The 23,699-nt window shown below is 70.6% G+C and carries 21 protein-coding genes; 6 read left to right on the top strand and 15 right to left on the bottom strand.

Annotation, left to right across the window (positions count from 1 at the left end; all coding sequences use genetic code 11):
- Window positions 1–5 precede the first annotated feature (5 nt).
- From ACZYRU_RS07475 to ACZYRU_RS07455, 5 genes are read right to left on the bottom strand one after another with little or no spacing between them, the layout of a single operon-like run.
- Window positions 6–713: an ABC transporter ATP-binding protein gene (locus ACZYRU_RS07475; RefSeq protein WP_488956455.1), complete on the bottom strand. Its 708-nt coding sequence runs from the start codon at window positions 711–713 to the stop codon at window positions 6–8.
- On the bottom strand, window positions 710–1,489 hold the full coding sequence (locus ACZYRU_RS07470) for an ABC transporter ATP-binding protein (protein WP_488956454.1): 780 nt from the start codon (window positions 1,487–1,489) through the stop codon (window positions 710–712). Before ACZYRU_RS07470 ends, ACZYRU_RS07475 begins: the two co-directional genes overlap by 4 nt.
- Before the next feature lies 1 nt (window position 1,490).
- Window positions 1,491–3,443 carry an ABC transporter permease gene (locus ACZYRU_RS07465; RefSeq protein ID WP_488956453.1) on the bottom strand — a complete coding sequence of 651 codons (1,953 nt, stop codon included), beginning with the start codon at window positions 3,441–3,443 and terminating at the stop codon, window positions 1,491–1,493.
- A 6-nt stretch (window positions 3,444–3,449) separates the two neighbouring features.
- Complete coding sequence (locus tag ACZYRU_RS07460; RefSeq protein WP_488956452.1) at window positions 3,450–4,928, bottom strand: ABC transporter substrate-binding protein; 1,479 nt, start codon at window positions 4,926–4,928, stop codon at window positions 3,450–3,452.
- Complete coding sequence (locus ACZYRU_RS07455) at window positions 4,928–6,406, bottom strand: ABC transporter substrate-binding protein (RefSeq protein ID WP_488956451.1); 1,479 nt, start codon at window positions 6,404–6,406, stop codon at window positions 4,928–4,930. The genes ACZYRU_RS07460 and ACZYRU_RS07455 overlap by 1 nt, the downstream gene beginning before the upstream one ends.
- A gap of 151 nt (window positions 6,407–6,557) precedes the next feature.
- On the opposite strand from ACZYRU_RS07455, the gene ACZYRU_RS07450 reads away from it, so the two are divergent.
- Complete coding sequence (locus tag ACZYRU_RS07450) at window positions 6,558–7,043, top strand: DUF6174 domain-containing protein (RefSeq protein WP_488956450.1); 486 nt, start codon at window positions 6,558–6,560, stop codon at window positions 7,041–7,043.
- 166 nt (window positions 7,044–7,209) lie between these two features.
- On the opposite strand, the gene ACZYRU_RS07445 is transcribed toward ACZYRU_RS07450, so the two are convergent.
- Window positions 7,210–8,250 (bottom strand): MaoC family dehydratase, encoded by a 1,041-nt coding sequence (locus ACZYRU_RS07445; protein ID WP_488956449.1) that lies wholly within the window; start codon window positions 8,248–8,250, stop codon window positions 7,210–7,212.
- A complete protein-coding gene (locus ACZYRU_RS07440) occupies window positions 8,247–9,443 on the bottom strand; it encodes an acyl-CoA dehydrogenase family protein (protein WP_488956448.1) in 1,197 nt (398 codons plus the stop codon). Before ACZYRU_RS07440 ends, ACZYRU_RS07445 begins: the two co-directional genes overlap by 4 nt.
- A 111-nt stretch (window positions 9,444–9,554) precedes the next feature.
- On the opposite strand from ACZYRU_RS07440, the gene ACZYRU_RS07435 reads away from it, so the two are divergent.
- The gene (locus ACZYRU_RS07435; protein ID WP_488956447.1) at window positions 9,555–9,896 is read left to right on the top strand and encodes a hypothetical protein; all 342 of its coding nucleotides are present in this window, start codon (window positions 9,555–9,557) and stop codon (window positions 9,894–9,896) included.
- Window positions 9,897–9,953: 57 nt separating this feature from the next.
- On the opposite strand, the gene ACZYRU_RS07430 is transcribed toward ACZYRU_RS07435, so the two are convergent.
- The 8 genes from ACZYRU_RS07430 to ACZYRU_RS07395 all read right to left on the bottom strand — a co-directional run bounded on the left by ACZYRU_RS07430 (window position 9,954) and on the right by ACZYRU_RS07395 (window position 19,204).
- The gene (locus ACZYRU_RS07430) at window positions 9,954–11,312 is read right to left on the bottom strand and encodes a hypothetical protein (protein ID WP_488956446.1); all 1,359 of its coding nucleotides are present in this window, start codon (window positions 11,310–11,312) and stop codon (window positions 9,954–9,956) included.
- Window positions 11,313–11,543: 231 nt separating this feature from the next.
- Complete coding sequence (locus ACZYRU_RS07425; RefSeq protein ID WP_488956445.1) at window positions 11,544–12,626, bottom strand: hypothetical protein; 1,083 nt, start codon at window positions 12,624–12,626, stop codon at window positions 11,544–11,546.
- Window positions 12,627–12,645: 19 nt separating this feature from the next.
- On the bottom strand, window positions 12,646–12,855 hold the full coding sequence (locus tag ACZYRU_RS07420; RefSeq protein ID WP_488956444.1) for a DUF6752 domain-containing protein: 210 nt from the start codon (window positions 12,853–12,855) through the stop codon (window positions 12,646–12,648).
- A gap of 26 nt (window positions 12,856–12,881) precedes the next feature.
- The gene (locus ACZYRU_RS07415) at window positions 12,882–14,423 is read right to left on the bottom strand and encodes a LicD family protein (RefSeq protein WP_488956443.1); all 1,542 of its coding nucleotides are present in this window, start codon (window positions 14,421–14,423) and stop codon (window positions 12,882–12,884) included.
- Between the two features lie 13 nt (window positions 14,424–14,436).
- Window positions 14,437–15,399 (bottom strand): glycosyltransferase family 2 protein, encoded by a 963-nt coding sequence (locus ACZYRU_RS07410; RefSeq protein WP_488956442.1) that lies wholly within the window; start codon window positions 15,397–15,399, stop codon window positions 14,437–14,439.
- Window positions 15,396–16,439 (bottom strand): hypothetical protein, encoded by a 1,044-nt coding sequence (locus ACZYRU_RS07405; RefSeq protein ID WP_488956441.1) that lies wholly within the window; start codon window positions 16,437–16,439, stop codon window positions 15,396–15,398. The genes ACZYRU_RS07410 and ACZYRU_RS07405 overlap by 4 nt, the downstream gene beginning before the upstream one ends.
- An 88-nt stretch (window positions 16,440–16,527) precedes the next feature.
- Window positions 16,528–17,874, bottom strand: coding sequence for a phospholipase D-like domain-containing protein (locus tag ACZYRU_RS07400; RefSeq protein ID WP_488956440.1), 1,347 nt, complete (start codon window positions 17,872–17,874; stop codon window positions 16,528–16,530).
- A gap of 199 nt (window positions 17,875–18,073) precedes the next feature.
- Complete coding sequence (locus ACZYRU_RS07395) at window positions 18,074–19,204, bottom strand: endonuclease/exonuclease/phosphatase family protein (protein ID WP_488956439.1); 1,131 nt, start codon at window positions 19,202–19,204, stop codon at window positions 18,074–18,076.
- A 68-nt stretch (window positions 19,205–19,272) separates the two neighbouring features.
- On the opposite strand from ACZYRU_RS07395, the gene ACZYRU_RS07390 reads away from it, so the two are divergent.
- From ACZYRU_RS07390 to ACZYRU_RS07375, 4 genes are read left to right on the top strand one after another with little or no spacing between them, the layout of a single operon-like run.
- Complete coding sequence (locus ACZYRU_RS07390; protein WP_488956438.1) at window positions 19,273–20,286, top strand: formylglycine-generating enzyme family protein; 1,014 nt, start codon at window positions 19,273–19,275, stop codon at window positions 20,284–20,286.
- On the top strand, window positions 20,283–21,842 hold the full coding sequence (locus ACZYRU_RS07385; RefSeq protein WP_488956437.1) for a sulfatase family protein: 1,560 nt from the start codon (window positions 20,283–20,285) through the stop codon (window positions 21,840–21,842). The genes ACZYRU_RS07390 and ACZYRU_RS07385 overlap by 4 nt, the downstream gene beginning before the upstream one ends.
- A 27-nt stretch (window positions 21,843–21,869) precedes the next feature.
- On the top strand, window positions 21,870–23,129 hold the full coding sequence (locus ACZYRU_RS07380; protein ID WP_488956436.1) for a magnesium transporter MgtE N-terminal domain-containing protein: 1,260 nt from the start codon (window positions 21,870–21,872) through the stop codon (window positions 23,127–23,129).
- Window positions 23,126–23,671, top strand: coding sequence for a DUF1003 domain-containing protein (locus tag ACZYRU_RS07375; RefSeq protein ID WP_488956435.1), 546 nt, complete (start codon window positions 23,126–23,128; stop codon window positions 23,669–23,671). Before ACZYRU_RS07380 ends, ACZYRU_RS07375 begins: the two co-directional genes overlap by 4 nt.
- Window positions 23,672–23,699 lie beyond the last annotated feature (28 nt).

Raw genomic sequence — 23,699 nt, 5'->3', positions numbered from 1 at the left:
TGACTTCATGCTGCCCCTCCCAGGATGACGTCGGCCATGGTCTCGAGGATCTCCCCGGGCTCACCGGTGGCCACGATGCGCCCGCCGCTCATCACGGCGGCGTAGTCCGCGACCCGCAGGGCGGTCCGCGCGAACTGCTCGATGCAGAGGATGGACACACCGGACTCGGCGATCCGGGCGACGGTCTCGTAGAGCTCGTCGACGATCAGCGGTGCCAGCCCCATCGACAGCTCGTCGAGCAGCAGCAGCGCCGGGTCGGAGGCCAGCGCCCGCGACATCGCCAGCATCTGCTGCTCGCCGCCGGACATGGTGCCGGCGAGCTGGTGGCGGCGCTCGTGCAGCCGCGGGAAGTACGCGTAGGCGGTGTCGAGGACGGCCGAGGCCGGCACGCCGGCGTACGACATCAGGACCAGGTTCTCCTCGACGGTCAGGTTCGGGAACACCGATCGACCCTCGGGGATCGTGCACAGCCCCACCCGGGCCAGCGCGTCGGAGGCCGAGCCCTGGACGTGGACGCCCGCCAGGTGGATGTCGCCGGACGTCGCCTCCTTCTGGCCGCTGATCACCTTCACCAGCGTCGACTTGCCGGCACCGTTGGGGCCGAGCAGCGCCATCACCGCACCGCGCGGCACGGACAGGTCGACGCCGCGCAGCACCTCGATCCGGCCGTACGCCGCGTGCAGGTCGATGACGTCGAGGATCGGGACGCTCACGAGACCACCTCCTCGATCGCGGGGATCACGCTGGTCTCGCTGTCGTCCTCGGCGTAGCCCAGGTAGGCCCGCTGCACGTTCGGGTCGGTGCGGATGTCGGCGGGTGCGCCCGAGGCGATGATCTCGCCGAAGTCGAGCACGTGGATGTCGTGGCACACGCTCATCACCAGGTCCATGTCGTGCTCGACCATGAGGATCGAGCAGCCCTCCGCCGCGAGCTCGACGAGCAGCTCGCCGAAGGCGTCGGTCTCGGTCTCGTCGAGGCCGGAGGACGGCTCGTCGAGCAGCAGCAGCTGCGGGTCGCTGGCCAGGCACCGGGCCAGCTCCAGCAGGCGCGCGGTGCCGGTCGGGATCGAGTCGGCGCGCTCGTCGGCGTACTCGGTGATGCCGACCCGGTCGAGCAGCATCTCGACGCTGACGGCGCCGCGCCTGCCGCCGAACCAGGCCAGCGGTCCCCCGTGGATCTCCTGCGCCACGCGGACGTTGTCACGCACCGAGAGCGAGCCGAACGCCTCGAGCCGCTGGAAGGTGCGACCCACGCCGTGCCGGGCCCGCCGGTGCACCGGCCAGCCGGTGACATCGCGGTCCCGGTAGCGGACCCGCCCCTTGGTGGGCTTCTGCAGGCCGGTGATCACGTTGAAGCAGGTCGTCTTTCCCGCACCGTTGGGGCCGATCAGGCCGGTGATCACGCCCCGGTCCGCGGTGAAGGTCGCCCGGTTGACGGCAGTCACGCCACCGAACCGGACCACGACGTCGTCGACCTCGAGCAGCGCCACCTCAGCCCACCTTCTCCATGTCCACCAGCGGTACGTCGACCGCCCCGTCCGAGCCTTCGGCCGCGGTCCCACCTCGGGGCAGCAGCCCCTGCAGCCGGCCCTCGAGCCCCGGCGCGACCCGCGAGCGCAGCCAGCGTCCGACCCGGAACACGTGGTTGGCGATGCCGTTGGGGTCCCGGCCCAGGAGCACCGCGCCGAAGCCGATCACGGCGAACAGCAGGCCCGCCATGCCCGGCGAGGCAGCCTGGAACTCGGGCAGCAGCATCAGCGCGGTGCCACCCAGCAGTGCACCGGTGACCGAGGTGGCACCGAAGACGACCGCCAGCAGCAGCACCAGCAGGGACTGGAAGTAGAGGAAGTCCGCCGCGCCGACGGTCCCCCGCAGGCCGGCGAAGAGGCCGCCGGCGAGGCCGGCGACACCTGCCGACAGCGCGAACAGGCCGACCCGGAACCAGCGCAGGTCCAGGCCGAGGGTGCCGCACGCCGACGGGCTGTCACGCATCGCGATGAGCAGCCGGCCGAGCGCCCCGCGCCGCAGCACGAGCAGGCCGAGCGCGAGCAGCACGAAGGCCAGCACCATGAACCACACGTAGGCCGTGTCCGAGCCGATCCGCAGGCCGAGGATCGAGAGCCGGTCGGCGGCCAGGGTGCCGTTGAACTTGAACGCGAACTCGGCGTTGAAGATGACCTTGTCCATGAGGACCGCGAAGGCCATCGTCGACAGCGCGAGGTAGAGCCCGGTGAGCCGCAGCACCGGCAGCGCGACCAGCGCCCCGACGGCAGCCGCGATGATCGCCGACAGCAGCAGCCCGAAGAGGTTGGGCTCGTCGAGCTTCGCGTAGGCGAGGGCGCCCACACCGGCGAAGGTGAACTGCGCGAGGGAGACGTGGCCGCCGTACCCGGTCAGCAGCACCAGCGACAGCATCACCATCGCGTACGTCGCCGCGACGCCGATGAGCAGCACCTGGTTGGGCGCGACGATGTTGACGAGCAGCAGCACCACGACGAGCAGCCCGGTGCCGGAGCCGATCGACAGCCGCATCGTCGGCACCGGCGCGGTGACGATGCCCTTGACCTGGCCGATGCGCAGCTGCGCCTGCGGCATCAGCACCACGATCGCGAACAGGAAGAGTGCCGGGATGACGGGTCGGAACGAGGCGAGGAAGCCGTCGGTCGGCAGGTAGCCGACCGCCCACGACTCGAGGACGCCCAGGATCATCGCGCCGGCGAAGGTCATCGGCAGGCTCTTGAGCCGCCCGAGCATCGCGGCGGCGTACGCGTTGATGACCAGCAGGGTCAGTGCGTAGTAGTCGAGCAGGACGACCGGCGTCAGCAGGATGCCGCCGAGCGCAGCCAGCGACATGCCGATCGCCCACGACAGCGCGGCGACCCGGTCGGGCTTGCCGCCGAAGAGCTTGAGCAGCTCGGGGTTGTCGACCGAAGCCCGCATCGCCGTACCGATCCGGGTCCGGCTGAGCAGGAGGTAGAGACCGGACGCGACCGCGATCGCGCAGACGAGGGTGACCAGCTGGTGCGCGGTGACGAAGGTGTCGCCGACCTTCCAGCCGGTGCCGGACCAGAACGGCAGCAGCACGCGCGGCTCCGGCGGCCAGATCTGCTGGGCCAGGCCGATCAGGCCGACAAGGAGGCCGACCGTGACGACCAGCGCCACCGACACCGGCCCTTCACCGAGGCCGCGGGTGACGAAGCGCTGGATGAACCAGCCGATCGCCGGTGCCACGACACCGACCACCAGGACCAGCGACAGCACGGTCGGCAGCCCCTGGCGCTGGGTGAAGTCCCAGAACACGAAGGCCAGGAACATGCCGAACGCACCGTGGGCGATGTTGAACACCCGGGTGGTCGTGTAGGTCAGCACCAGGCCGCTGGCCATGATCGCGTACGCCGCGCCCGTGAACAGGCCCAGCAGCGTGAAGGCGAAGAGAGAGCCCATCGGTGACTAGCCTCCGATCCCGGAGTCGACGACATTGCCGCAGAGATAGGTGCCCGAGGAGACCTGCGACCACTGGCCGCCGCTGAACTGGAGCATCTTCAGGCAGGGCGGGGTCGCCCCGGTCGAGAGGTTCATCGCCGTGTGGGCTCCGTTCCCGGTCCAGGCCGTGGTGGCGCGGACGGCGTCGACGAGGGAGGCGCGGGTCAGCTTGCCGCCGAGCGCGGTCGCCTTCTCCACGAACAGCCGGGCCGCCGACCAGGCGAAGAGGCCGTAGTAGTTGGGGATCGCACCGGGCTTCACCTGCTGCAGCCACGACAGGTACAGCTGCACCTCGGGGTTGGCCTTGTTCTCGAACAGGTCGTTGGGCGAGAACACGTAGGTGCCCTCGGCGACCGCGCCGGCCTGCTGGATGTAGCGCTTGTCGTAGATCGTCGGGTCCTGCAGGTAGAAGTCCGGCTTGAAGCCCTGCTGCTGCATGGCCTGCTGGAGCTTCACCGTGTTCTGGTACGGCCCGTAGTAGATGACGGCCCGGATGCCCTTGTCCTTCATCTGCTGGACGTACGGCGCGAAGTTGAACTCCGCGACGTCGATGCCCTGGATGTACTTGGCCGACCAGCCGGCCGCCTTCTCGTAGCCGGCTGCGAGGCTCTTGGCATTGACCGGCGCGGCACCGGCGTTGATGTAGAGGAAGGCTGCGTTCTTCACCGCGTCGGGGTACTTCGCCGCCAGCCACTTCGCGGCCGGGTCGGAGATCAGGTTGGTGCGGATCGAGTACGTGCCGACGCACGACTTGCAGGCCTGCCGCTCGGGGTTGACGATCGTCGAGCGGATGTCGGGGATGCCGCAGGAGCTGGCCGTGGCGGCGCCGCCGGAGTCGAAGGCCGACATCGAGCCGACCGCGGCGAAGGTGTCGCTGCAGGCCTTGATGTAGGCCTGCTGGTCGGCACCGGCGTCGGCGCGGCTGTCGAGGTTGACCAGCGAGAGCTTGCGCCCGCAGATCGTGTTCTGCGAGTTGAAGTACTCGACGTAGGCACGGGTCGCCTGCTGCGCCGCCTCGAAGATGCCCGGCACCGGGCCGGAGATGTCGGAGACGTTGGCGAGGGTGATGGTGCTGTCGGTGATACCGGTCTGGTTCTTGAACCCGTCGCAGGAGCCCGCCTTGGCGGTGCCGGTCGGGGCGCCCTTGCCCTTCGACTTGCCACCGCCGCTCGCGGGCCCACCCGTCGCCCCGGACGCCGGAGCGGCGGGGTCACCGGCAGTACCGGCTGCGGGTGCCTCGCCCGCAGCCGGTACGTCGCCCGCGGCCGGTGCCTCACCGGCCGGGAGTCCGGTGTCGCCGCCGGTGCTGGTGGTGTCGCCCGTCGTACCGCCCTGGCCGCCGGCCTTCGCGACGGTCGCCGGGTCGAGCTGGGAGCCGCACGCGGTCAGGGCCAGCAGCACGAGCGCGACCCCGGCGGTACGGCGGATCCGGGTCCGGCCCCCCATCAGCCGCTCACACCCGAGTTGACGACGTTGCCGCACAGCCAGGTGCCGGGCGACACCTGCTGCCAGCGGCCGCCCTTGTACTGGATGATCTTCTGGCACTGCGGGGTCTCCGCAGTGCCGACCCGCATCGGCGCGTGGGCTCCGTTGTCCGTCCAGTCGTTGACCTTGCGGACCGCCGCGACCAGGGACTCGCGGGTCAGCTTGCCGCCGAGCGCGGTCGCCTGCTCGACGAACAGGCGCATGGCCGACCAGGCGAACAGCCCGTAGAAGTTCGGCACCGCGCCCGGCTTCACCTGGTTGAGCCAGGACAGGTACAGCTGGATCTCGGGGTTGGCCTTGTTCTCGAACAGGTCGATGGTCGAGTAGACGAAGGTGCCCTCGGCGAGCGCCCCGGCCTGCTGGACGTAGCGCTGGTCGTAGATCGTCGGGTCCTGCATGAACACGTCGGGCTTGAAGCCCTGCTGCTGCATGGCCTGCTGCAGCTTGACGGTGTTCTGGTACGGCCCGAGGTAGACCACCATCTTGATGCCCTTGTCCTTCATCTGCTGGACGTAGGGCGCGAAGTTGAACTCCGCGACGTCGATGCCCTGGAGGTAGTTGACCGACCAGCCCATCTTCCCCCACGCCGCCGCCTGGCTCTTGGCGTTGCCGACCGCGGCACCGGCGTTGATGTAGAGCATGGCGACGTTCTTGACGGCGTCCGGGTACTGGGCGGCGAGCCACTTCGGGCCTGCATCAGCGACCAGGTTGGGCCGGATCGAGTACATGCCGAAGCAGGTCGAGCAGGCGGCCCGATCGGAGGTGGTCGTCGCAGCGCGGAGGTCGGGGAGGCCGCAGCCCTGGGCGGTGCTGGCGCCGCCGGAGTCGAAGGCGCCCATCGAGCCGACCGCGGCGAAGGTCGAGCTGCACGCCTTCGTGTAGGCCTGCTGGTCGGCGCCGGCATCGGCCCGGCTGTCGAGGTTGGTGATGGCGAGCTTGCGCCCGCAGATCGTGTTCTGCGAGTTGAAGTACTCCACGTACGCCCGGGCAGCCTGCTGGGAGGCCTCGAAGATGCCGGGCACCGGTCCCGAGATGTCCGCGACGTTGGCGAGGGTGATCGTGCTGTCCGTGATGCCGGTCTGGTTCTTGAACCCGTCGCACGAGCCCGCCTTCGCGGTGCCCGTCGGCGAGCCCTTGCCCTTCGACTTCCCGCCTGCGTCGCCCTTCCCGGCACTCCCGGTGCCGCCGGTGCCGGCCGCACCACCGCCGCTCGCGGCGGGCGCTCCTGCGTCAGGTGCTGCGGCACCGCCGCCGGACACGTCGCCGCCCGCCGCCGGGGCACCGCCGTCGGCGCCGGCGACCGGAGCCGCGACGCCGCTGGTCTGGTCACCGCCGCCACCGGACTGGCCGTTGACCTTCGCCACGGTCGAGGGATCCAGCTGGGAGCCACAGGCGGACAGGGCGAGGACGACGACGGAGACGCCGAGCAGTCGCCGCATGCGCGGGTGTCGAGGCATGACCGACCAACGAGGCTGTTGTGACTCAGGTCACGGGGTAAAATGAAACTTGTTTCAGTTTTGCCGGGAGCCGCCTGCGGCTCCCCGGGGGAACCGCGCGGGAGGCCCGGACGTCCGAGGCATCATGAGCACCATGCGACTGCCCACCGCCGCCGTGACCGCTGCCCTCACCCTGCCGCTCCTGCTCGCGACGTCCGCCTGCAGCCACGAGTCGGACCGGGCCGCCGACACGACCTCCGCGGCCCCGAGCAGCACCGGTACGGCGAGCGCGACGCCGTCGTACCCGACCTTCGCGGCGCAGGACTACAGCTACCACCTCGAGGTGATCTGCTTCTGCCCGCAGCTGGGCACCGTCGAGGTCGTCGTGCGCGACGGGAAGGTCACCGAGGCGACCTCGCTCGACGGACCCCAGGCCGGCATCTCGGCGCCCGACTTCGCGTGGCTGAGCATCGACGACATCCTCGCGCAGGCCCACGCCCCCGGGATCGCCAAGGCGAAGATCGACTGGCCCGAGGGCCAGGACCACCCGGGCTCGATCATGATCGACCGGATCGCGCAGGGTGTCGACGACGAGGTGACCTACACGATCGAGGACGTGCGCCTGGGGCCGGCGTCGTAGCGAGCGTCGCGAGACGTGCGTGATGGCAAGGCGGCGGAGCGACGACGTGCTTGGCCACCCATCGAGCGACGCCAACGCCGCCAGCGCGTGCGTGTCGCGGCGCGCAGCCGGCGCCGGCCCCAGGCGCACGTCCGGGGAGGTGCAGGTCACCCCGGAGGGCTGATGGTCAGCGCGGGACGAGGGCCCAGCTGTCGAGGTCGAGCAGGACGCCGGGGGCGTACTTGCCGTCCTCGCCACGCAGCGTCATCGACTCGTCACGACCCTTGGTCGCCACCAGCCGCAGCCGCAGCGCACCGACACCCGGCGCCGACGTCTCGGCCCTGTCGAGGACCTCGGACCAGGCGTAGACGGTGTCGCCGGCGAACGCCGGCGCGGTGTGCGCACCTGCGTTGATCGCCGCGATCAGCTGGGCGTTGGCGAGCCCGTTGAACGACAGCGCCCGGGCCATCGAGATGATGTGGCCGCCGTACACCAGGTTGCGGCCGTCGGGCCGCGCCTCGACGTTGAAGTGCACCTTGGCGGTGTTCTGCCACAGGCGGGTGGCCTGCTGGTGCTCGGAAGCGGTGAGCGTGACCCCGTCGACGTGGTCGATCTTCTCCCCGACGACGTAGTCCTCGAAGCGGTGCGGCTCGCCGGCCGCGCCGAAGTCGTACTCGCTGAAGTCGAGCCCGTCGGGCAGCACCAGGTCACCCGGCGCCACCACCGACGCCAGCTCGGGCACGACGGCCTCCGGTGCGGGCGCGTCGAGGTCGCGCTTGTGGACCATCACCCAGCGGGCCCATTCCAGCGCGACCTCCTCGCGCTGGTTGACGGCGGTGGAGCGGACGTAGACCACGCCGCTCTTGCCGTTGGAGTTCTGCTTGAGCCCGATCACCTCGGAGGTGGTGCTGAGCGTGTCACCGGGCAGGACCGGGCGGTGGAACCGGCACTCGGCGTACCCGAGGTTGGCGACCGCGTTGAGCGAGACGTCCGGGACGGTCTTGCCGAACGCGATGTGGAACGCGATCAGGTCCTCGACCGGGTGCGGGTCCAGGCCGACCGACGCGGCGAAGACCGCCGACGACGGGACGGCGAACCGGGTCGGGTAGATCGAGCCGTAGACGGCCCGGTCCCCCTCGGTCACCGTGCGCGGCGTCGCGTGCCGGATGACCTGCCCGACCGTGAAGTCCTCGAAGAAGTTGCCCGGGTTGGTCTTGTTGCCGCTCACTTGAGCTTGTAGTCCTTCAGGAGGGACCGGCCGATGATCATCTTCTGGATGTCCGAGGTGCCCTCGCCGATCAGCATGAACTTGACCTCGCGCATCAGACGCTCGATCTCGTACTCCTTGGAGTAGCCGTAGCCGCCGTGGATCCGGAAGGAGTCCTCGACGACCTCGTTGGCGTACTCGGAGGCGACCATCTTGGCCATGCCGGCCTCGACGTCCATCCGCTTGCCGGTGTCCTTGAGGCGCGCGGCGCGGACCATCATGTTGTGGGCGGTCTCGACCTTGGTCGCCATCTCCGCGATCCGGAACAGCACCGCCTGGTGCTCGGCGATGACCTTGCCGAAGGTCTTGCGCTGCTGGGCGTAGGCGACACCGAGCTCGAAGCCGCGCCAGGCCAGGCCGCACGCGCGGGCGGCGACGTTGACGCGGCCGACCTCGACGCCGTCCATCATCTGGAAGAAGCCCTTGCCCGGCTCGCCCCCGAGGATCTGGTCCGCGGCGATCTGGTGGCCCTCGAGGATGAGCTCGGTCGTCTCGACGCCCTTGTAGCCCATCTTGTCGATCTTGCCGGGCACGGTGACGCCCTGGGCGGTCTCCCCGAAGCCGGCCTCCTTCTCGACGAGGAAGGTGGTCATGTTCTTGTAGACGGACTCGGCGCCCTCGTCGGTCTTGACGAGCAGCGCGACCAGCGTGGAGCTGGCGCCGTTGGTCAGCCACATCTTCTGGCCGGTGATCGAGTACGAGCCGTCGGCCTGCTTGGTGGCCTTCGTGGAGACGGCCGACACGTCGGAGCCGAGGCCCGGCTCGGACATCGAGAACGCGCCGCGGACCTCGCCGGTCGCCATGCGCGGCAGGTACTTGGCCTTCTGCTCCTCGGTGCCGTGCTGCATGAGCAGGTAGGCCACGATGAAGTGGGTGTTGATGACACCCGACACGCTCATCCAGCCGCGGGCGATCTCCTCGACCACCAGGGCGTAGGTCAGCAGGGACTCGCCCAGGCCGCCGAACTCCTCGGGGATGGTCAGGCCGAAGACACCCAGCTCCTTGAGACCGTCGACGATCTCCTGCGGGTAGGTGTCGGAGTGCTCGAGCTCCTGCGCCACCGGGATGATCTGCTCATCCACGAAGACACGCACAGCCTTCAGGATCTCGGACTGGTCCTCGGTGAGGCCTTCGGTCTGGCAAAGCCGGGTCATCACGTCTCCCCTTCGAAAATGGCACTGTCAGTGGTGGTGCCGGACCGCACTGTACCCGCGAGTAGCCATGCCCGGACCCCCCGAACGGGGTGCGAGACCCCGACGTGAGACATGTCACCGCAGCGACGGAATCCCGCTCCCCACGGGGGACCTAGCCTTGTCGCCACGAGCGAGTACGACGCCCCGGCCACCTCGTCCGACGCCGACCTCACCGCCGCGCTGCGCGAGTTCAGCGCCTCCGTCGCGGCCTTCACCGCCGCCGTCGCCGACCTCGACCGGGTGGTCGAGCGGGCCGACGGCCTGCTCACCCGCGCTGACAAGCTGCTCGCGCCGCTCGCGGCGACCCAGCAGGTCGGCGACCAGCTGAAGGTCGCCGGCCAGCTCGCCTCGCAGGTGGCCTCGGCCGCGGTCAAGCGCGGCGTGGCGGCCGCGAAGACGGTGACGGGGCCGTAGGGCGGCCTCACGCCCCACGACCCCGTCGACTGGGATCCCTCCCCTGCCCTCCCGGGCTCAGATGGTGCGGCCCACTGCCGCGAAGAACCGGATGAACATCTCGTCGTAGCCGAACTGGTCCGAGCGGATCTGGGCGGCCGAGCCGGCCCGCTTCTGCTCCTTGGTCACCCAGGACCGGTTGAAGTCGATGCGCACCGCGCGGGTTCCGCCCGAGGTACTGGCGAGCACCAGCGCCTTCGGCATGCCGTACTGGCTCCAGGCGGTCTTCCGCTTGGCCCACGACTTGTGCTTCTTCTTGGTGCCGAGCAGGTTGGCGAGCTTGCGGTCCAGGTCGGTCGCCCTGCGGTTGCCGGTGATGATCTGGATCTCGACGCCGCGGGCCCGGGCGTTCACGATCGCGCGGTAGACGCTGTTGCCACTGAGCTGCTTGGTCGCGAGGTGCAGCGCGGAGCCCGGCGGGGCCTGGTTGATGGCGCTGCGGACCAGGCGCATTGTCGCCTTCGCGTCGCCCTGGTTGGACATCCAGCCGGGGGCGAAGGCACCGGCGCGCGGCCCGACGTTGCCGAGGTCGACGGTGAGCATCTTGTGGTCCGAGTAGAGCTCGCTCGTGCTCAGGTTGGTCACCGGCAGCAGCGGGTCAGCCTGGTACAGGTACGCGTGGTCGATGACCGCGCCGCTGTCGTGGGTGGGCGGCGCGACGCCGAACAGGTCGAAGGCGTTGACCAGGCCCATCGCGGCGATCTCGTTGCGCGGGTAGGCACCGCTGCGGAAGTTCACGTTCACGTCACCGGCCATCAGCACGGGACCGCTGGCCGACAGCGTCTGCGCGAGCCCCGACAGCCGCTGGTACGACGGCAGCGAGATGCCCGGCGTGTACTTGGTCACCGGCGCGAAGTGGACGGCCACCACGGAAACGGTGCGGCCCTCGGCGTTGCGCAGGGTCGCCCAGTTGGCGTAGCGCACGCCCCAGTGCACCTTCTGCTTCTTCGACTTCCCCCAGACCTCGCTGATGTTGTAGGTCCCGGCCGCGATCTTGGTCCAGCGCGTCGTGTCCCAGACGACGGCGGTCGCACCGGTGTAGGTGCCCGGCGTGCGCTGGATGGCGTAGCCCGGAGGTGCGAGCAGGGCGTCGGGGCGGCTGGACACCTCGTTGAAGGTGATGAAGTCAGGGAGCTGGGCGAAGACCTGGCCGAGGTCGGCCGCGGTGTGTTCCAGGGACATGCCGGACTTGATGTTCGCCTGCACCAGGCGCACCCCGCCCGTGGCCGGGTCCGCCTGCGCGGCCGTCCTCTCGAGGCCGCTGCGCCCGCCACCGGTGCCGGCGGCCGCGAGGACGAGAAGGGTGGCGAGGACCGCGAGCGCCGTGACCGTCGCCGGTAGGGCACGAAGCCATCGAAGCGAGCTCAGGGTGCGCATGGGACCTCCCGATTCACGGTGCCGAAATGCACCGAGCGAACAATTTCCTCAGGAATCACACCAGTAACAACTTCACCATGGCAATACAGCGTGAATAACTACAAGGATGTAATTCGATAAATCACAACCGTGTAATTCGTTCCGGAATGCACCTCTGCCCGAATACGGGAATGCGCATGATTTCCTGCGCCGTTCGGCGGGCGGGAGGCGGACCTGAGCGGTTGCGGAGGGTCAGCGACGGCGCAGGGCGCCGAGCAGGCCGCGCTTGCCGGTGGCCGGCTCGGGGTTCGCGCCGACCCGCAGCTCGCGCACGTCGCCGAGCATGGTCGCGACCAGGTCGGTGGCGGCCGCGGCCACCTCGGCGTCGGTCACCGTGTCCGGCGTACGACGCTCCGGCAGCTCGGCCGGGATCTCGAGCCGGCCCAGGTCCCCCACGACGTCCACCGGGTGCTCGCGCAGGTAGGCCAGGGCCGCGTCGTTGCGGGCGCGGCACTCCTCGATCCGGTCGGCCTGGGGCCAGAACTTCTCGCCCTTGCGCGGGACCAGCCGCTCGTCGGCGAGGAAGGTGCGGATGAACATGCCGCGATCACGGGCGGGACCGAGCGACTTGCGGGCGACGAGGTGCTCGTTGACCCGGCGCAGCACCTCGGCCTCGACCACGCCCATCGACTCGTTGGGGAACGACTGGCCCAGGTCGTAGGCGTCGGCGCGCAGGCCGAGCAGCCCGGCGAAGCGGTGCCAGATCTCGTCACGCGGGGCGCTGGTGTCGAGGGGCAGCACGTGGATCCGCTCGTGGGCGACGGCCTCCGACCAGCGCTGGAGCACCAGGTGCAGGTCGAGGGTGCGCCAGTTCCACACGTCGCGCGGGTCGTCGGACACCTCGCGCGAGTAGTCGGCCATCGACGCGGTGCCGCGGTTCTTGAGGCTCTCCTGCCAGCTGGCGGTGAACAGCCCGAGCAGGTCGCGCGCGGTGATCACCACGTGCACCTCGGCCGGGGCGAGCTGCCGGGCCATCCGCGTCGCCTGCTCGGCGCTGGCCGCCGCGAAGAACTCGTGGGTGATCAGCGCGTCGCCGTCGTGCGACGCGATCTCGGCGCGCAGCCGCTCCCAGGCGGTGCGGTGCTCCTCGGAGGCCTTCGGCAGCCGCGGGTCCTCACGCACGATCCGGCTGGTCCACAGGTGGTCGAACCGGCCCAGGCCGGGCAGCAGCACGCCGTCGGCGAGCAGCTGCTCGCGCGAGCCCCAGACAATGGTCTGGAGGTAGGTCGTGGCCGTCTTGGGCAGCCCGATGTGGACGAAGACGCGTCGTGCCATGGCTCGTCGCCCCGAGAGCTCAGAGGCTCTGGTCGAACGCCTCGATCGCCTCGGCGATCCGGGCGTCGTCGCGCTGGGCGACCGGGATCAGCAGCTCCTGGACGACGTCGACCAGCTCGGCCACGCGCACGTAGTGGCGCTGCAGCTCGGCGACCTCGGTCTCGAGCTTCTCGATCCGCAGCCGCTGGGCGCGGACGGTGGCGAACAGGTTCCAGCGATTCTGGGTCATCTTCTCTTCTTCACGCATCGACATTCTCACCACTCCGCGACCACGACGGCCCGCCCGGCCCGACCCGGAGCGCCGGGCTCGACGTCGGTGGACACGACCGAGCCTCCGAGCTGCCCGATCGAGGCGAGCACGCCGTCGAGGGACACAGGATACAAACCCTCGCCGGCCTCGCCCTCGCCCGTCGCGAACTCGGCGTGCAGCCGGCCACCGCCGCGCAGGGTCATCGCGGCGAACCGCAGCAGGCCCTCCCGGCCCCGCTCGGTGGTCGCGTCGAGCACGTGGCGCGCGAGCATCGCCCGCGGCCCGGCCTCGCGGGCCACGCGAGCGCCCTCGCCGAGGACCGAGCGCAGCTGGGTCAGGCTGATCATCCGTACGTCGAGCGACGCACCCTCGCGCCCGGCGACCCGGCCGGCCTTGCGCAGCGTCAGCGGCACGTAGTCGTAGGCCGTCGTGCGGAAGCCCGCACGGGCCAGGTGCAGCGCATCGCTCCCCCGCCCCGCGCCGACGTCGAGGACGTGGGTGCCGGGGGCGGTGTCGGCGGCGAGCCGGAGCGCGAGCTCCGACGCCGGGGCGTTGACGTCCCCCTTGCGATGGCCCTGGTTGGTCTGCCAGTCGCGGCGGTACGGCGAGAGGCCGCGGAACCAGTTGTCGAGCCGGGTCTTGACCTCGGTCGACGTCTCGAACTTGAACGCCGGGTCCGGCACCTTCCAGTGCGGCCCGTACATCGCCTCGAGCAGCCGCTCGGGCACGGCAGGCGCCGGGAACTCGTGGCCGGCGAGGGTCACCGTCGAGAGCGGGAAGATCCACTCCTCGCGGAACTCCACACCCACCTCGCCCATCAGGTAGAGCCGGCCGTCGCCGGCGAAGAAGCCGCCGAACAGGTCGAGGCCACGCACCGACCCGTCGCTCTCCTCGACGTCGATGCGGAACGCGCCGCCGCTGTAGCGGAAGGTCTCCATGCCGTGCGCGGCCAGCGCCCGCTGGAGCCGGAACGACTCGCGCACGACGTCGACGGGCGAGCTGTGCCGCGAGACGTAGCCGAGGTCGGCGTCGGAGTCGTGGCCGAGGAAGTCCTGCTCGCGCACGGCGCCCAGCAGCGTGCCGTACGCCGGGAACGCCGCGATCCCCTCCTCCTCGAGGATCGCGATGACCCGGTGCATCGCCTCGAGGAGCGGCTCGAGCTGGTCGCCGCTGCGCACCGAGAACTCGGGGTGGAACCGGCCGGACTTGTCGAGCGCGATCGGCAGGCCCGACTTGTTGACGAACGCGATCCGCTCCTCGCCGGTCCCGAAGGTCAGCTCCTCGTCGTGCACGACGGTGCCGGCCACGTGGTCGCGCACGCACAGCCGGGTGGGCCCCTCGAGGAAGCGCACCATCCGCTCGGGCCAGGCGATCCGCCGCTCCCCCGGCACTCCCGAGGGCGCATCCTCGGTGTCGCGCACGGACCAGAACGACCAGATCCGGCGCTCGTCGAAGAGCACGTCGAGGGCGCGGTCCTCCGCGACACCGGCGAGCACCAGACCCGTGGTGTCGACGGTCGTGACGGCGACGCCCGGCTCGTTGGTCATGGGGACCAGCCTGTCAGACGAGGTCGCGCAGGCGATCGGGGATCCGGACGTACGGCGGCTTCACCAGCGCGAGGTGCTGCCCCGCACCCGTCGCCCGCCACAGGTCGCCCTCGTTCTGCACGATCGTCTCGAGCTTCTTCGGGCCCGGCCGGAACTTGCCGAGCTCGTCGGCGGCCACGGCCTGCTCGACCTGGGCGGCCGCGGTGCGCAGCGCCTCGACGATCTCGTCGGTCGGCCTGCTCCAGCTCGACTTCACCGCGCGGCCCTCGACCACCGCGGCCTGGTGGCGGTGCTCGGCGAGCAGCTCCAGCTGGCCGAGGTCGGCGAACTTGAAATGGAACATGAACAGCTCGGGGTCCGGCGCGAACGGGTGTCGGATGCCGTGGGAGGCGTGCCCCCAGTCGGAGTCGACCCACTTGAGCGCCGGCTTGCACATCAGCGGCGTGAACCGGGCGAACTCGCGCTGGCGCAGCAGCGAGGGCGCGTCGAAGTCGAGCGCCGGCTCCACGCCGATCCGGTGGATCACGTTGTAGCCGAGGACGCCTGCGACGTCGGTGCCCTGCCGAGCGGCGGCGAAGTGTCGCAGCGAGGCGTGCACTGCCGGGTCGGCGACGACGAACTCGTCGGCGTCGGCGAGCAGCACGGCGTCGTAGGCGAACAGCAGGGACTTCGCCAGCCCGCTCAGGATGCCCATCCGGGACGGCTCGAAGGAGTACTTGTCGAGGTAGGGCAGCCGCAGCACCGTGCACGGCAGGTCGTCGGTCGAGCCGTCTGCGCTGTGGTCGTCGACGACGAAGACGTCGTCGGCGCCCAGCTGGCGCTGGTAGTGCTCGACCCAGCGGCGCAGCACCGGCCCGCTGTCGCGGGACATGGTGATCACCGCGACCCGCGGCAGGCCGTCACCCGAGGGCCGGTCGGTGGCCGCCGGGCCGGGGCCCGGCGCCGCACCCGTCTCGCGACGTCCGCGCCACTTCATTCCTGCTCCCCCTGTCCACGTCCGGCGGTGCTCCACTTGGTGAGGGTGACCTGGAGGGCGTCGAGCGCCGCGGCCAGCACCTCCTCGGCGGGGATGTCGGCGGGCTGCAGCCCACGGACGGCGACCGGACGGAGCTCGTCGAGGTCGCCGACGACGCGGTGCTTGCCCTTGCGGAGCCGGGCGACCTGGTCCTCGCCCTTCGCGCGAACCCACGGGTCGTCGTACCCCAGGCGCTGGCCACCGCCCTCGCGCAGCGACAGACCGCGCTTGGACAGCTGGTGCTTGACCAGCCTGTCGTAGAACGGCGGCAGGTCGCCCTTGCCGCCGGGACGGAAGCGCCGGTTGAGCTCGAGCAGCAGCAGCGCGCTCGGCAGGTCGATGCTGGGGTTGCTGCGTACGTCGAGCGCGATCCCCTGCGGGTCGGTGCCGAGGACCTCGGCGAACCGGCTCCACAGCAGGTCACCGGGCGCGCCCGCCGGGGGCACGGTCACCAGGGTCACCGCGCCCTTGTCGAGGGCCTTGGCCCAGCGCGCCGCGATCGCCGGCACGTCCTGGTGGCGCCAGAACCGCGTGGCGGAGCCGGTCAGGTCCTTGCGCGCGTCGAGGGCGGCCACGTAGTCCTGCCACCCGGTCACGCCGCCGTTCTGCACCGACTCGAGCCACATGGCGGGCACGTTGCGGGCCAGGTCACGACACGTCAGCACGGCCTCCACCCGGCTCTCGGGGAAGGCCTTGCGGATGCGCTGGATCTGCTTCTCGTCGCGCGGCGCGAGGTACTCCATCGAGACGACCGCCGTGCCGGGCCAGGCCCGGATCTCCTCGACCATCTGCTGCCACAGGCCGTCGGCCGGCATCGGCGGCTGACCGGGGCCGCCGTGCGCGATCAGCTCCTTGACGGCCCGGACCTGGCGGCGCCAGCGCCGGCCGGGGAAGAGCACTCCCCGCTCGGCCAGCTCCGCCTTGTTCTCCCCGAGCACGTTCTGCAGGAAGCTGGTTCCGGACTTCATGGTGCCGACGTGCAGCACCACCCGCTGAGCCATGTACGCCCTCTCGATGTCCTCGTGGTCTTGACGCCCGAAGCCCGGGCCACCGCCTCTCGGCAGCGACCCGGGCCCAGGATCCGCTTCGTCAGTTCAGCTCGGCCTCGAGCTCGTGGAACGGGTAGTCCTTCGGGCTGAGGTACTCGGTGCCCGGCTTGATCCGGACGACCGGGTCGGGGTCGGCGGAGTTGACGTAGTTGGCCAGCGTCCGCGGAGCCGTGTTGTAGATCATGTCGACCCAGTCGGCGTACTTGGAGGCCATCGCGGCGTCGCCCCAGAAGATGATGTCGTGCTCGTCGGAGAACCAGCCGAGCTGGGTCCAGTTCTCGCTGCTGGAGAGCACCGCGCTGCCGTTGGGGTCGCCGTCGAGGTTGCCCTGGACCGACAGGCCCTTGAGGTGGACGTAGCGGTCCTTGAACTTGTTGGCCGTCGCGCCGGTGATGTAGACCATCTGCTTCGCCGGGACGGGCGCGAGGATGCTGCGGATCTTGCCCGACATCATCATGAAGACCACGCGGACGTCGCAGCCCTGGAAGTGCAGCTCGCGGACCTTGCGCGCGATCGCCGCACCGCGCTCGTCACCCCACACGGCGTTGGCCACGCGGACCTTGGTGTGACCGTTGGCGGTGTTGGCCGCGCCGTTGCACTGGACCTTGTTGAGGACCCGCAGCGGCGGGTCGACCTGGTCGCGGTGCGGGGCGAACTGGGTGGTGATGGTGCCGCCCGGGACGGTGGTGCTGGGGACGGTGAACTGCAGGGCCGGGAACCTCTTGTCCTTCTTGGCCTGGTTCCACATCGTCATCCAGCCGTCGTAGAGCGCCTGGTTCTCGGTGACGGTGGTCCAGTCGTTGAACTGCTGGACGGCGGCGGCACCGGTGAAGTTGCCGGAGCCCTGCATCACGATCCAGTTGGTGGCACCCGACTTGCTGACCAGCATCATCTTGTTGTGCATCGCCCCGCCCTTGCCGCGGCAGGTGGCCGAGCAGGTGCGGATCCAGCTGCGCAGCTCCTTGGGCCGGTCGGCGTTGCCCTTCTTGAGCGCGCGGGTCAGCACGCCGTAGGAGCGGTGCGAGCCCTGGGAGACCGCGAGGCCACGGGCCATGATGATCTGCACCGACACGCCCCGCTTGTGGGCGGCGATCATCTTGCTGGCGAGCAGCGGCGAGTCGAAGTTCCAGGTCATGACGCGGACGGTCTGGCCGGCCTCGACGTTCTTCAGCGTCTTGATGATCTTGCGCTGGATCGCGCCGCGCTTGGCCGGCTTGAACGGGTGGTTGAACGTGATCCCGGGCGTGACGACGGCAGCCGGGTTCGGCTTCGCCTTGGCCGCGACCTTGGTCGGGGCCGTGGCCGGCGCGGCGTCCGCCCGGCTCAGGCCGGCTGGTCCGGCGACCAGGAGGCCCATCGCGAGGAAGAGCGCTGCGAGCGCCGCCACTCCCCGGTTCCGTCCTGCCGCCGACGAGGTCCCCCACACATTCGACACGTACGTGACTCCTACCGTCTCCACCCGAGAATTGACCGGGCTCCGACGCGGCTTCCCCCACAGAAGGCAGGCGAATCTCGACCCTTGACGCGGGCACTATACCCGCCTGCCGAGACTGAAACCCGCGTCCGCGCGGACAGTCAGCCGGCGGTCAGTCGACCGTGCCGGACGGATCGCCCGACGGATCGCCGGACGCCTTGCCCGACGCCTTGCCGGTGTCGCGCGGCCTGGCCTTCGCGTCGCCGCTGCACTTCTCCGTCTTGATCCCGCCGAGGGTGAAGTCGGCGCGGACCGGGAGGTGGTCGGATCCGCCGGCCGGCATCACGACCGAGCTGGTGGCGGTGAGGTCCGGGCCGCCGTACAGGAGGTAGTCGATCCGGGTGCGCGGATGACCGGCCGGGTGCGTGGCCCCGCCGCCGCTGCCCGCGACCACGAAGCTGTCGGAGAGCCGCGAGCTGAGGATCCGCTCCGGTCCCGAGTTGGGCCACGTGTTCATGTCGCCGCCGAGGATCTTCGGGCGGGGGTCGGCGGCCAGGATGCTGGAGATCCGGCTCGCCTGCGCGGTGCGGATGTTGGCGGAGGTGTTGTCGAGGTGGGTGCTGTAGATGCTGACCTCGACGCCCTCGACGTTGATCACCACGTGCAGCAGGCCGCGCGGCTGGGCGCGACCGATGTTGGGCAGCGGGGTGTTCTCGGAGGAGACGATGGGGTACTTCGAGACGACCGCGGTGCCGTAGAGGCCGTCGCCGAAGGTGACGTTGCGACCGAACGCGGAGCCCCAGCCGCCGAGGCGCTCGGCGAACCAGCCGGCCTGGTCGACGCTGCCGGTGCTGCGCCGCTTGTAGTCGACCTCCTGCAGCAGGAGCACGGTCGCCTTCGACTGCTGCATCACGCCGAGCAGCCGATCGAGGCTGCCGGCCCGGGCCGACTTGATGTTGTAGGACAGCGCGGTGAACTGGGTGGTGCCGATCTGGGCCTGGCACACGAGCTGGGCGGACTGGCGCTCGGCCTCCATCGCCAGCGGCGGCACCAGCACGCCACCGGTGTCGGTGGCGGTCGGAGCAGGCGGTACGTCGACAGCAGGGGCCGCGGACGCCGTACCCGTGCGGCGGCCCTCGTGGGCGACCGGGGTGTCGGGGGCGTCGGGCGGGAAGATCAGCGAGACGCTCAGCCCGGCGAGGACCACGACCACCGCCACGAGCGTGACGACCATGTCGACCGAGGAGACGGCAGGGCCGAGCCGCTTGCCCGCGCGGGCACCACGCTTCCCTTGCTCCTCCACGTCCGGAATCGTAAACGACGTGTCGTCGGCGCCGGGCTTCTTCGCTGCCTGAGGCACACTGGACGGCGATGTCCACCCCGTCGCCGGACCAGCGCCCCTGTTGCGTCCCCGCAGGCCCCCCGGCCGCGGTGGACCTGACGTTCGGCACCCCGGCCCGGGCCGACAGCACCGCGCGGGGCGTCGACCCCACGGAGCTGGCCACGATCCCCGCCGGTCGCGCGACGCTGGGCGACCACTTCGGCGACGGGTACGCCGGCGACGGCGAGGGCCCGGTCCACGAGGTCGAGCTGTCGGCGTACCGGATCGGCACCACCTCGGTGACCAATGCGGCGTTCGCGGCGTTCGTCGACGCGACCGGGCACCGGACGCTGGCCGAGGCCGAGGGCTACTCCGCCGTGTTCCACACCGACGTCGCGGCCACGGTCGCGGACGTGCTCGGCTACTCCCCAGCCACGCCGTGGTGGGTCGGGGTCCGCGGCGCCGACTGGCGCCACCCCGAGGGCCCGCGCTCCGACATCGACGACCGTGCCGACCACCCCGTCGTCCACGTCTCCCACGACGACGCGCTCGCCTTCGCCCGCTGGGCCGGCCGGCGGCTGCCCACCGAGGCGGAGTGGGAGTACGCCGCCCGTGGCGGGCTCGACGGGAGCCGCTACCCCTGGGGCGACGAGCTGATGGCCGGCGCCGACGGCGACGAGTGGCAGGTCAACATCTTCCAGGGCAGCTTCCCGGCCACCAACACCGCCGAGGACGGCTGGACGACGACGGCCCCGGTGACGGCGTACCGGCCCAACGGGTACGGCCTGCACCAGATGGTCGGCAACGTGTGGGAGTGGTGCACGGACTGGTTCGACCCGCGGGCGTACGACGCCCGCGAGCGACGCGATCCGCGCGGCCCCGCTGGTGGTACGGTCCGCGTGATGCGCGGGGGCTCGTTCCTGTGCCACGACTCGTACTGCAACCGGTACCGGGTCGCCGCCCGCTCAGCGGCTCCGCCGGACTCCACGGCCTCGAACCTCGGCTTCCGCTGTGCCGCGGACGCCGCGACCGACCGCCCCGTCGAGAAGGAGAACCACGCGTGACTCGCCCCGGCCGCCTCCGCCTGGCCACTGCTGCCGTCCTCAGCGCGAGCGTGCTCGCCGCCTGCTCCGGCGGAGGTGGCGGCGACGGCGGCGTCGGGCCGATCGTGAAGTACGAGCGCCCCGGCGAGCAGCCGTCGGTCGCGGCGCCGACGAAGAAGGACACCGTGCTCAGCCCCGAGGCGACGCCGGCGCCGGTGGCGTCGCCCGAGAAGCCGAACCTGCTGATGATCACGATGGACGACGCGGCGATGAAGGACATGCAGTTCATGCCGCACCTCCAGGAGGTGATCGCCGGCGAGGGCGTGACCATCGACCAGGGCCTGGCCCCGACGCCGATCTGCGTGCCCGCGCGGGCCTCGCTGCTCACCGGCCAGTACGCCCGCAACCACGGCGCGGTCACGATCAGCGGCGAGGGCGGCGGCTACAAGTCGTTCGACGACAAGGACACGATGCCGGTCAGCCTCCAGAAGGCCGGCTACGACACGATGATGGTCGGCAAGTACCTCAACGGGTACACGAAGAACGAGGTCCACCACCAGCCGCCGGGCTGGACCGTGTGGCGCCCGACGGTCGACTTCGCGACGTACAACTTCGAGCACCCGCAGCTGCTCGTCGACGGCAAGATCAAGGACTACGACACCTACTCGACGACGCTGCTCAGCGACCAGTCGAACCAGCTGATCGCCGACCACGCCGACGGTGCCGACAAGGACAAGCCCTGGTACCTGTGGGTCAACTACGTCGCCCCGCACCACGGCAGCCCCCACGAGAGCGACGACCCGGACGGCATCTCGACGACGGTCCCCGACAAGCGCGACCGCGACACGTTCAAGGACCTCGACCTCGACACCACGCCCGAGATGTTCGAGAAGGACCCGAGCGACAAGGCACTGATCCGCAACGCACGGCAGAAGTGGTCCAAGAAGCGCCGCGCCGGGCTGCGTGAGGAGCGCCAGCAGCGGGTCGAGGCCCTGCAGGCCGTCGACCGCGCCATCGCCCGCACCGTCGACACCCTGAAGAAGACCGGGCAGCTCGACAACACCTACGTCGTGGTGACCTCCGACAACGGCTTCTACGTCGGCGAGCACAACCTCAACGGCAAGCTCTGGTACTTCCGCGACGCCATCAACATCCCGATGTTCATCCGCGGCCCGGGCCTGCCCGCCGGTACGACGACCCAGACCCCGGTCACCAACGCCGACTGGGCGCCGACCTTCGCCGCCCTGGCCGGCGCCACGCTCGACCGCGACGCCGACGGCGTCGACGTGATGCCGTGGCTGGACAGCGACGCGACCCGCCGGGTCATCCCGATCTCCGGCTGGCCGGTCAAGGGCGGTCTCGACCCCTTCTACACCGGCGTGATCGTGGGTCCGTGGACCTATGTCCGCGGGCGCAAGGGCCGCGGCGAGCTGTACTACACGAAGAACGACCAGTACCAGCTCTACAACCTCTACGGGGACCCCCGCTACAAGGCGGTGCGCAAGCAGCTGCGCGACCTGTGGGAGCAGACGAGGGAATGTGCCGGGGCGACCTGCCCGCAGACGTTCATGAAGTAGCGGGTCTCACCGGTAGCGTTGCCTCTCGTGAGCACCACCCCTACCCGCGTGTTCGCGGCCAGGCTGGTCGGGCTCCCGATCTTCGACCCCCAGGGCGACCAGGTCGGGAAGGTCCGCGACCTGGTCGTGACCCTGCGCACCGAGGGGACCCAGCCGCGCGTGCTGGGGATGGTCGCCGAGGTGTTCGGCCGGCGCCGGATCTTCGTGCCGATGACCCGGGTGACCAACATCGACAGCGGCCATGTCTACACCACCGGCCTGCTCAACATGCGCCGCTTCGAGCAGCGCTCGACCGAGACCCTCGTCATCGGCCAGATGCTCGACCGGACCGTCACCATCAAGGACAGCGGCGTCACCGGCACGGTCTACGACGTCGCGATGGAGCCCGCCCGCACCCGCGACTGGGTGCTGTCGCGGGTCGCCGTGCGCGAGCCGTCCAAGGGCTTCCGCCGGCGCGGGCAGTCCCACGTCGTCGAGTGGCGCGACGTGGTCGGCCTGACCCGCACCGACGACCGGCAGGGCGCCACCCACCTGGTCGCCGCCCTCAACGAGATGCGGCCTGCCGACGCCGCGAGCATCCTGCACGACCTGCCGCCGGAGCGTCGTACGGCGGTCGCGCTCGCGCTCGACGACGAGCGGCTCGCCGACGTCCTCGAGGAGCTGCCGGAGGACGACCAGGTCGAGATCCTCAAGGGCCTCGACTCCGAGCGTGCGGCCGACGTCCTCGAGGAGATGTCGCCGGACGACGCGGCCGACCTGATCCGCGACCTGCCGCCGGAGACCGCCGAGGTCCTGCTCGAGCTGATGGAGCCCGAGGAGGCCGAGGACGTGCGACGCCTGATGTCGTACGTCGAGAACACCGCCGGCGCGATGATGACCTCCGAGCCGGTCATCCTGGGCCCGGACGCGACCATCGCCGACGCGCTCGCTCACGTCCGCAACCCCGACCTCACCCCGGCGCTGGCCGCGCTGGTCTACGTCTGCCGGCCGCCGCTGGAGACGCCGACCGGCAAGCTGCTGGGCGTCGCCCACATCCAGCGGCTGCTCCGCGAGCCGCCCTCGACCCTGGTCGCCGGCGCCCTCGACGACTCGATGGAGTGGCTGCGACCCGAGGCGACGATCGACGAGGTGGCCGCCCACCTGGCGACGTACAACCTGGTCGCGGCGCCCGTCGTCGACGAGGACCGCCGCCTGATCGGCGCGGTCACGGTCGACGACCTGCTCGACCACATGCTCCCCGCCAACTGGCGCGAGCGTGCCCGTGAGCGTGAGGCAGGGCCGCGATGAGCGACACCCGCCGCGCCGTGGAGCGGCTCGACACGCCGCGCGAGGAGCGACGCCAGCTGGTCCGGCGGCCGTCCTACAACGCCGACTCGTTCGGCGTCTTCGCCGAGCAGTTCGCCCGGTTCATGGGCACGGCGACCTTCCTGATCTACATGACGCTGTTCGTCGCGGTCTGGATCTGCTGGAACGTCCTGGCACCCACCGACCTGCGCTTCGACGGGTTCCCGTTCATCTTCCTGACCCTGATGCTGAGCCTGCAGGCGTCGTACGCCGCACCGCTGATCCTGCTCGCGCAGAACCGCCAGGAGGCGCGCGACCGGGTGATCGCCGAGCAGGACCGCCAGGCCGACGCCCGGGCGCACGCCGACATGGAGTTCCTCGCCCGCGAGGTCGCGTCGCTGCGGATGGCGGTCGGCGAGGTCGCCACCCGTGACTTCCTGCGCTCCGAGCTGCGCAACCTGCTCGCGGACATCGACGAGCGCGCCGAGGAGCGTGCGCAGTCTCACGAGGACGGCGCCGACGAAGCGTCACCTGCCAGTCCCTAGACTCAGGGGTTGTGACTACCACGCAGTC

Source organism: Nocardioides sp. F233 (assembly GCF_057813895.1).
This window is presented reverse-complemented; position numbering and strand designations above follow the sequence as displayed.

Bases quoted from the DNA above. Each gene is read 5' to 3' on its own strand.
- ACZYRU_RS07465 (WP_488956453.1), bottom strand. From the start codon at position 3,443: ATGGGCTCTCTCTTCGCCTTCACGCTGCTGGGCCTGTTCACGGGCGCG.
- ACZYRU_RS07460 (WP_488956452.1), bottom strand. From the start codon at position 4,928: ATGGGGGGCCGGACCCGGATCCGCCGTACCGCCGGGGTCGCGCTCGTG.
- ACZYRU_RS07455 (WP_488956451.1), bottom strand. From the start codon at position 6,406: ATGCGGCGACTGCTCGGCGTCTCCGTCGTCGTCCTCGCCCTGTCCGCC.
- ACZYRU_RS07450 (WP_488956450.1), top strand. From the start codon at position 6,558: ATGCGACTGCCCACCGCCGCCGTGACCGCTGCCCTCACCCTGCCGCTC.
- ACZYRU_RS07440 (WP_488956448.1), bottom strand. From the start codon at position 9,443: ATGACCCGGCTTTGCCAGACCGAAGGCCTCACCGAGGACCAGTCCGAG.
- ACZYRU_RS07435 (WP_488956447.1), top strand. From the start codon at position 9,555: ATGTCACCGCAGCGACGGAATCCCGCTCCCCACGGGGGACCTAGCCTT.
- ACZYRU_RS07430 (WP_488956446.1), bottom strand. From the start codon at position 11,312: ATGCGCACCCTGAGCTCGCTTCGATGGCTTCGTGCCCTACCGGCGACG.
- ACZYRU_RS07425 (WP_488956445.1), bottom strand. From the start codon at position 12,626: ATGGCACGACGCGTCTTCGTCCACATCGGGCTGCCCAAGACGGCCACG.
- ACZYRU_RS07420 (WP_488956444.1), bottom strand. From the start codon at position 12,855: ATGACCCAGAATCGCTGGAACCTGTTCGCCACCGTCCGCGCCCAGCGG.
- ACZYRU_RS07415 (WP_488956443.1), bottom strand. From the start codon at position 14,423: ATGACCAACGAGCCGGGCGTCGCCGTCACGACCGTCGACACCACGGGT.
- ACZYRU_RS07410 (WP_488956442.1), bottom strand. From the start codon at position 15,399: ATGAAGTGGCGCGGACGTCGCGAGACGGGTGCGGCGCCGGGCCCCGGC.
- ACZYRU_RS07405 (WP_488956441.1), bottom strand. From the start codon at position 16,439: ATGGCTCAGCGGGTGGTGCTGCACGTCGGCACCATGAAGTCCGGAACC.
- ACZYRU_RS07390 (WP_488956438.1), top strand. From the start codon at position 19,273: ATGTCCACCCCGTCGCCGGACCAGCGCCCCTGTTGCGTCCCCGCAGGC.
- ACZYRU_RS07375 (WP_488956435.1), top strand. From the start codon at position 23,126: ATGAGCGACACCCGCCGCGCCGTGGAGCGGCTCGACACGCCGCGCGAG.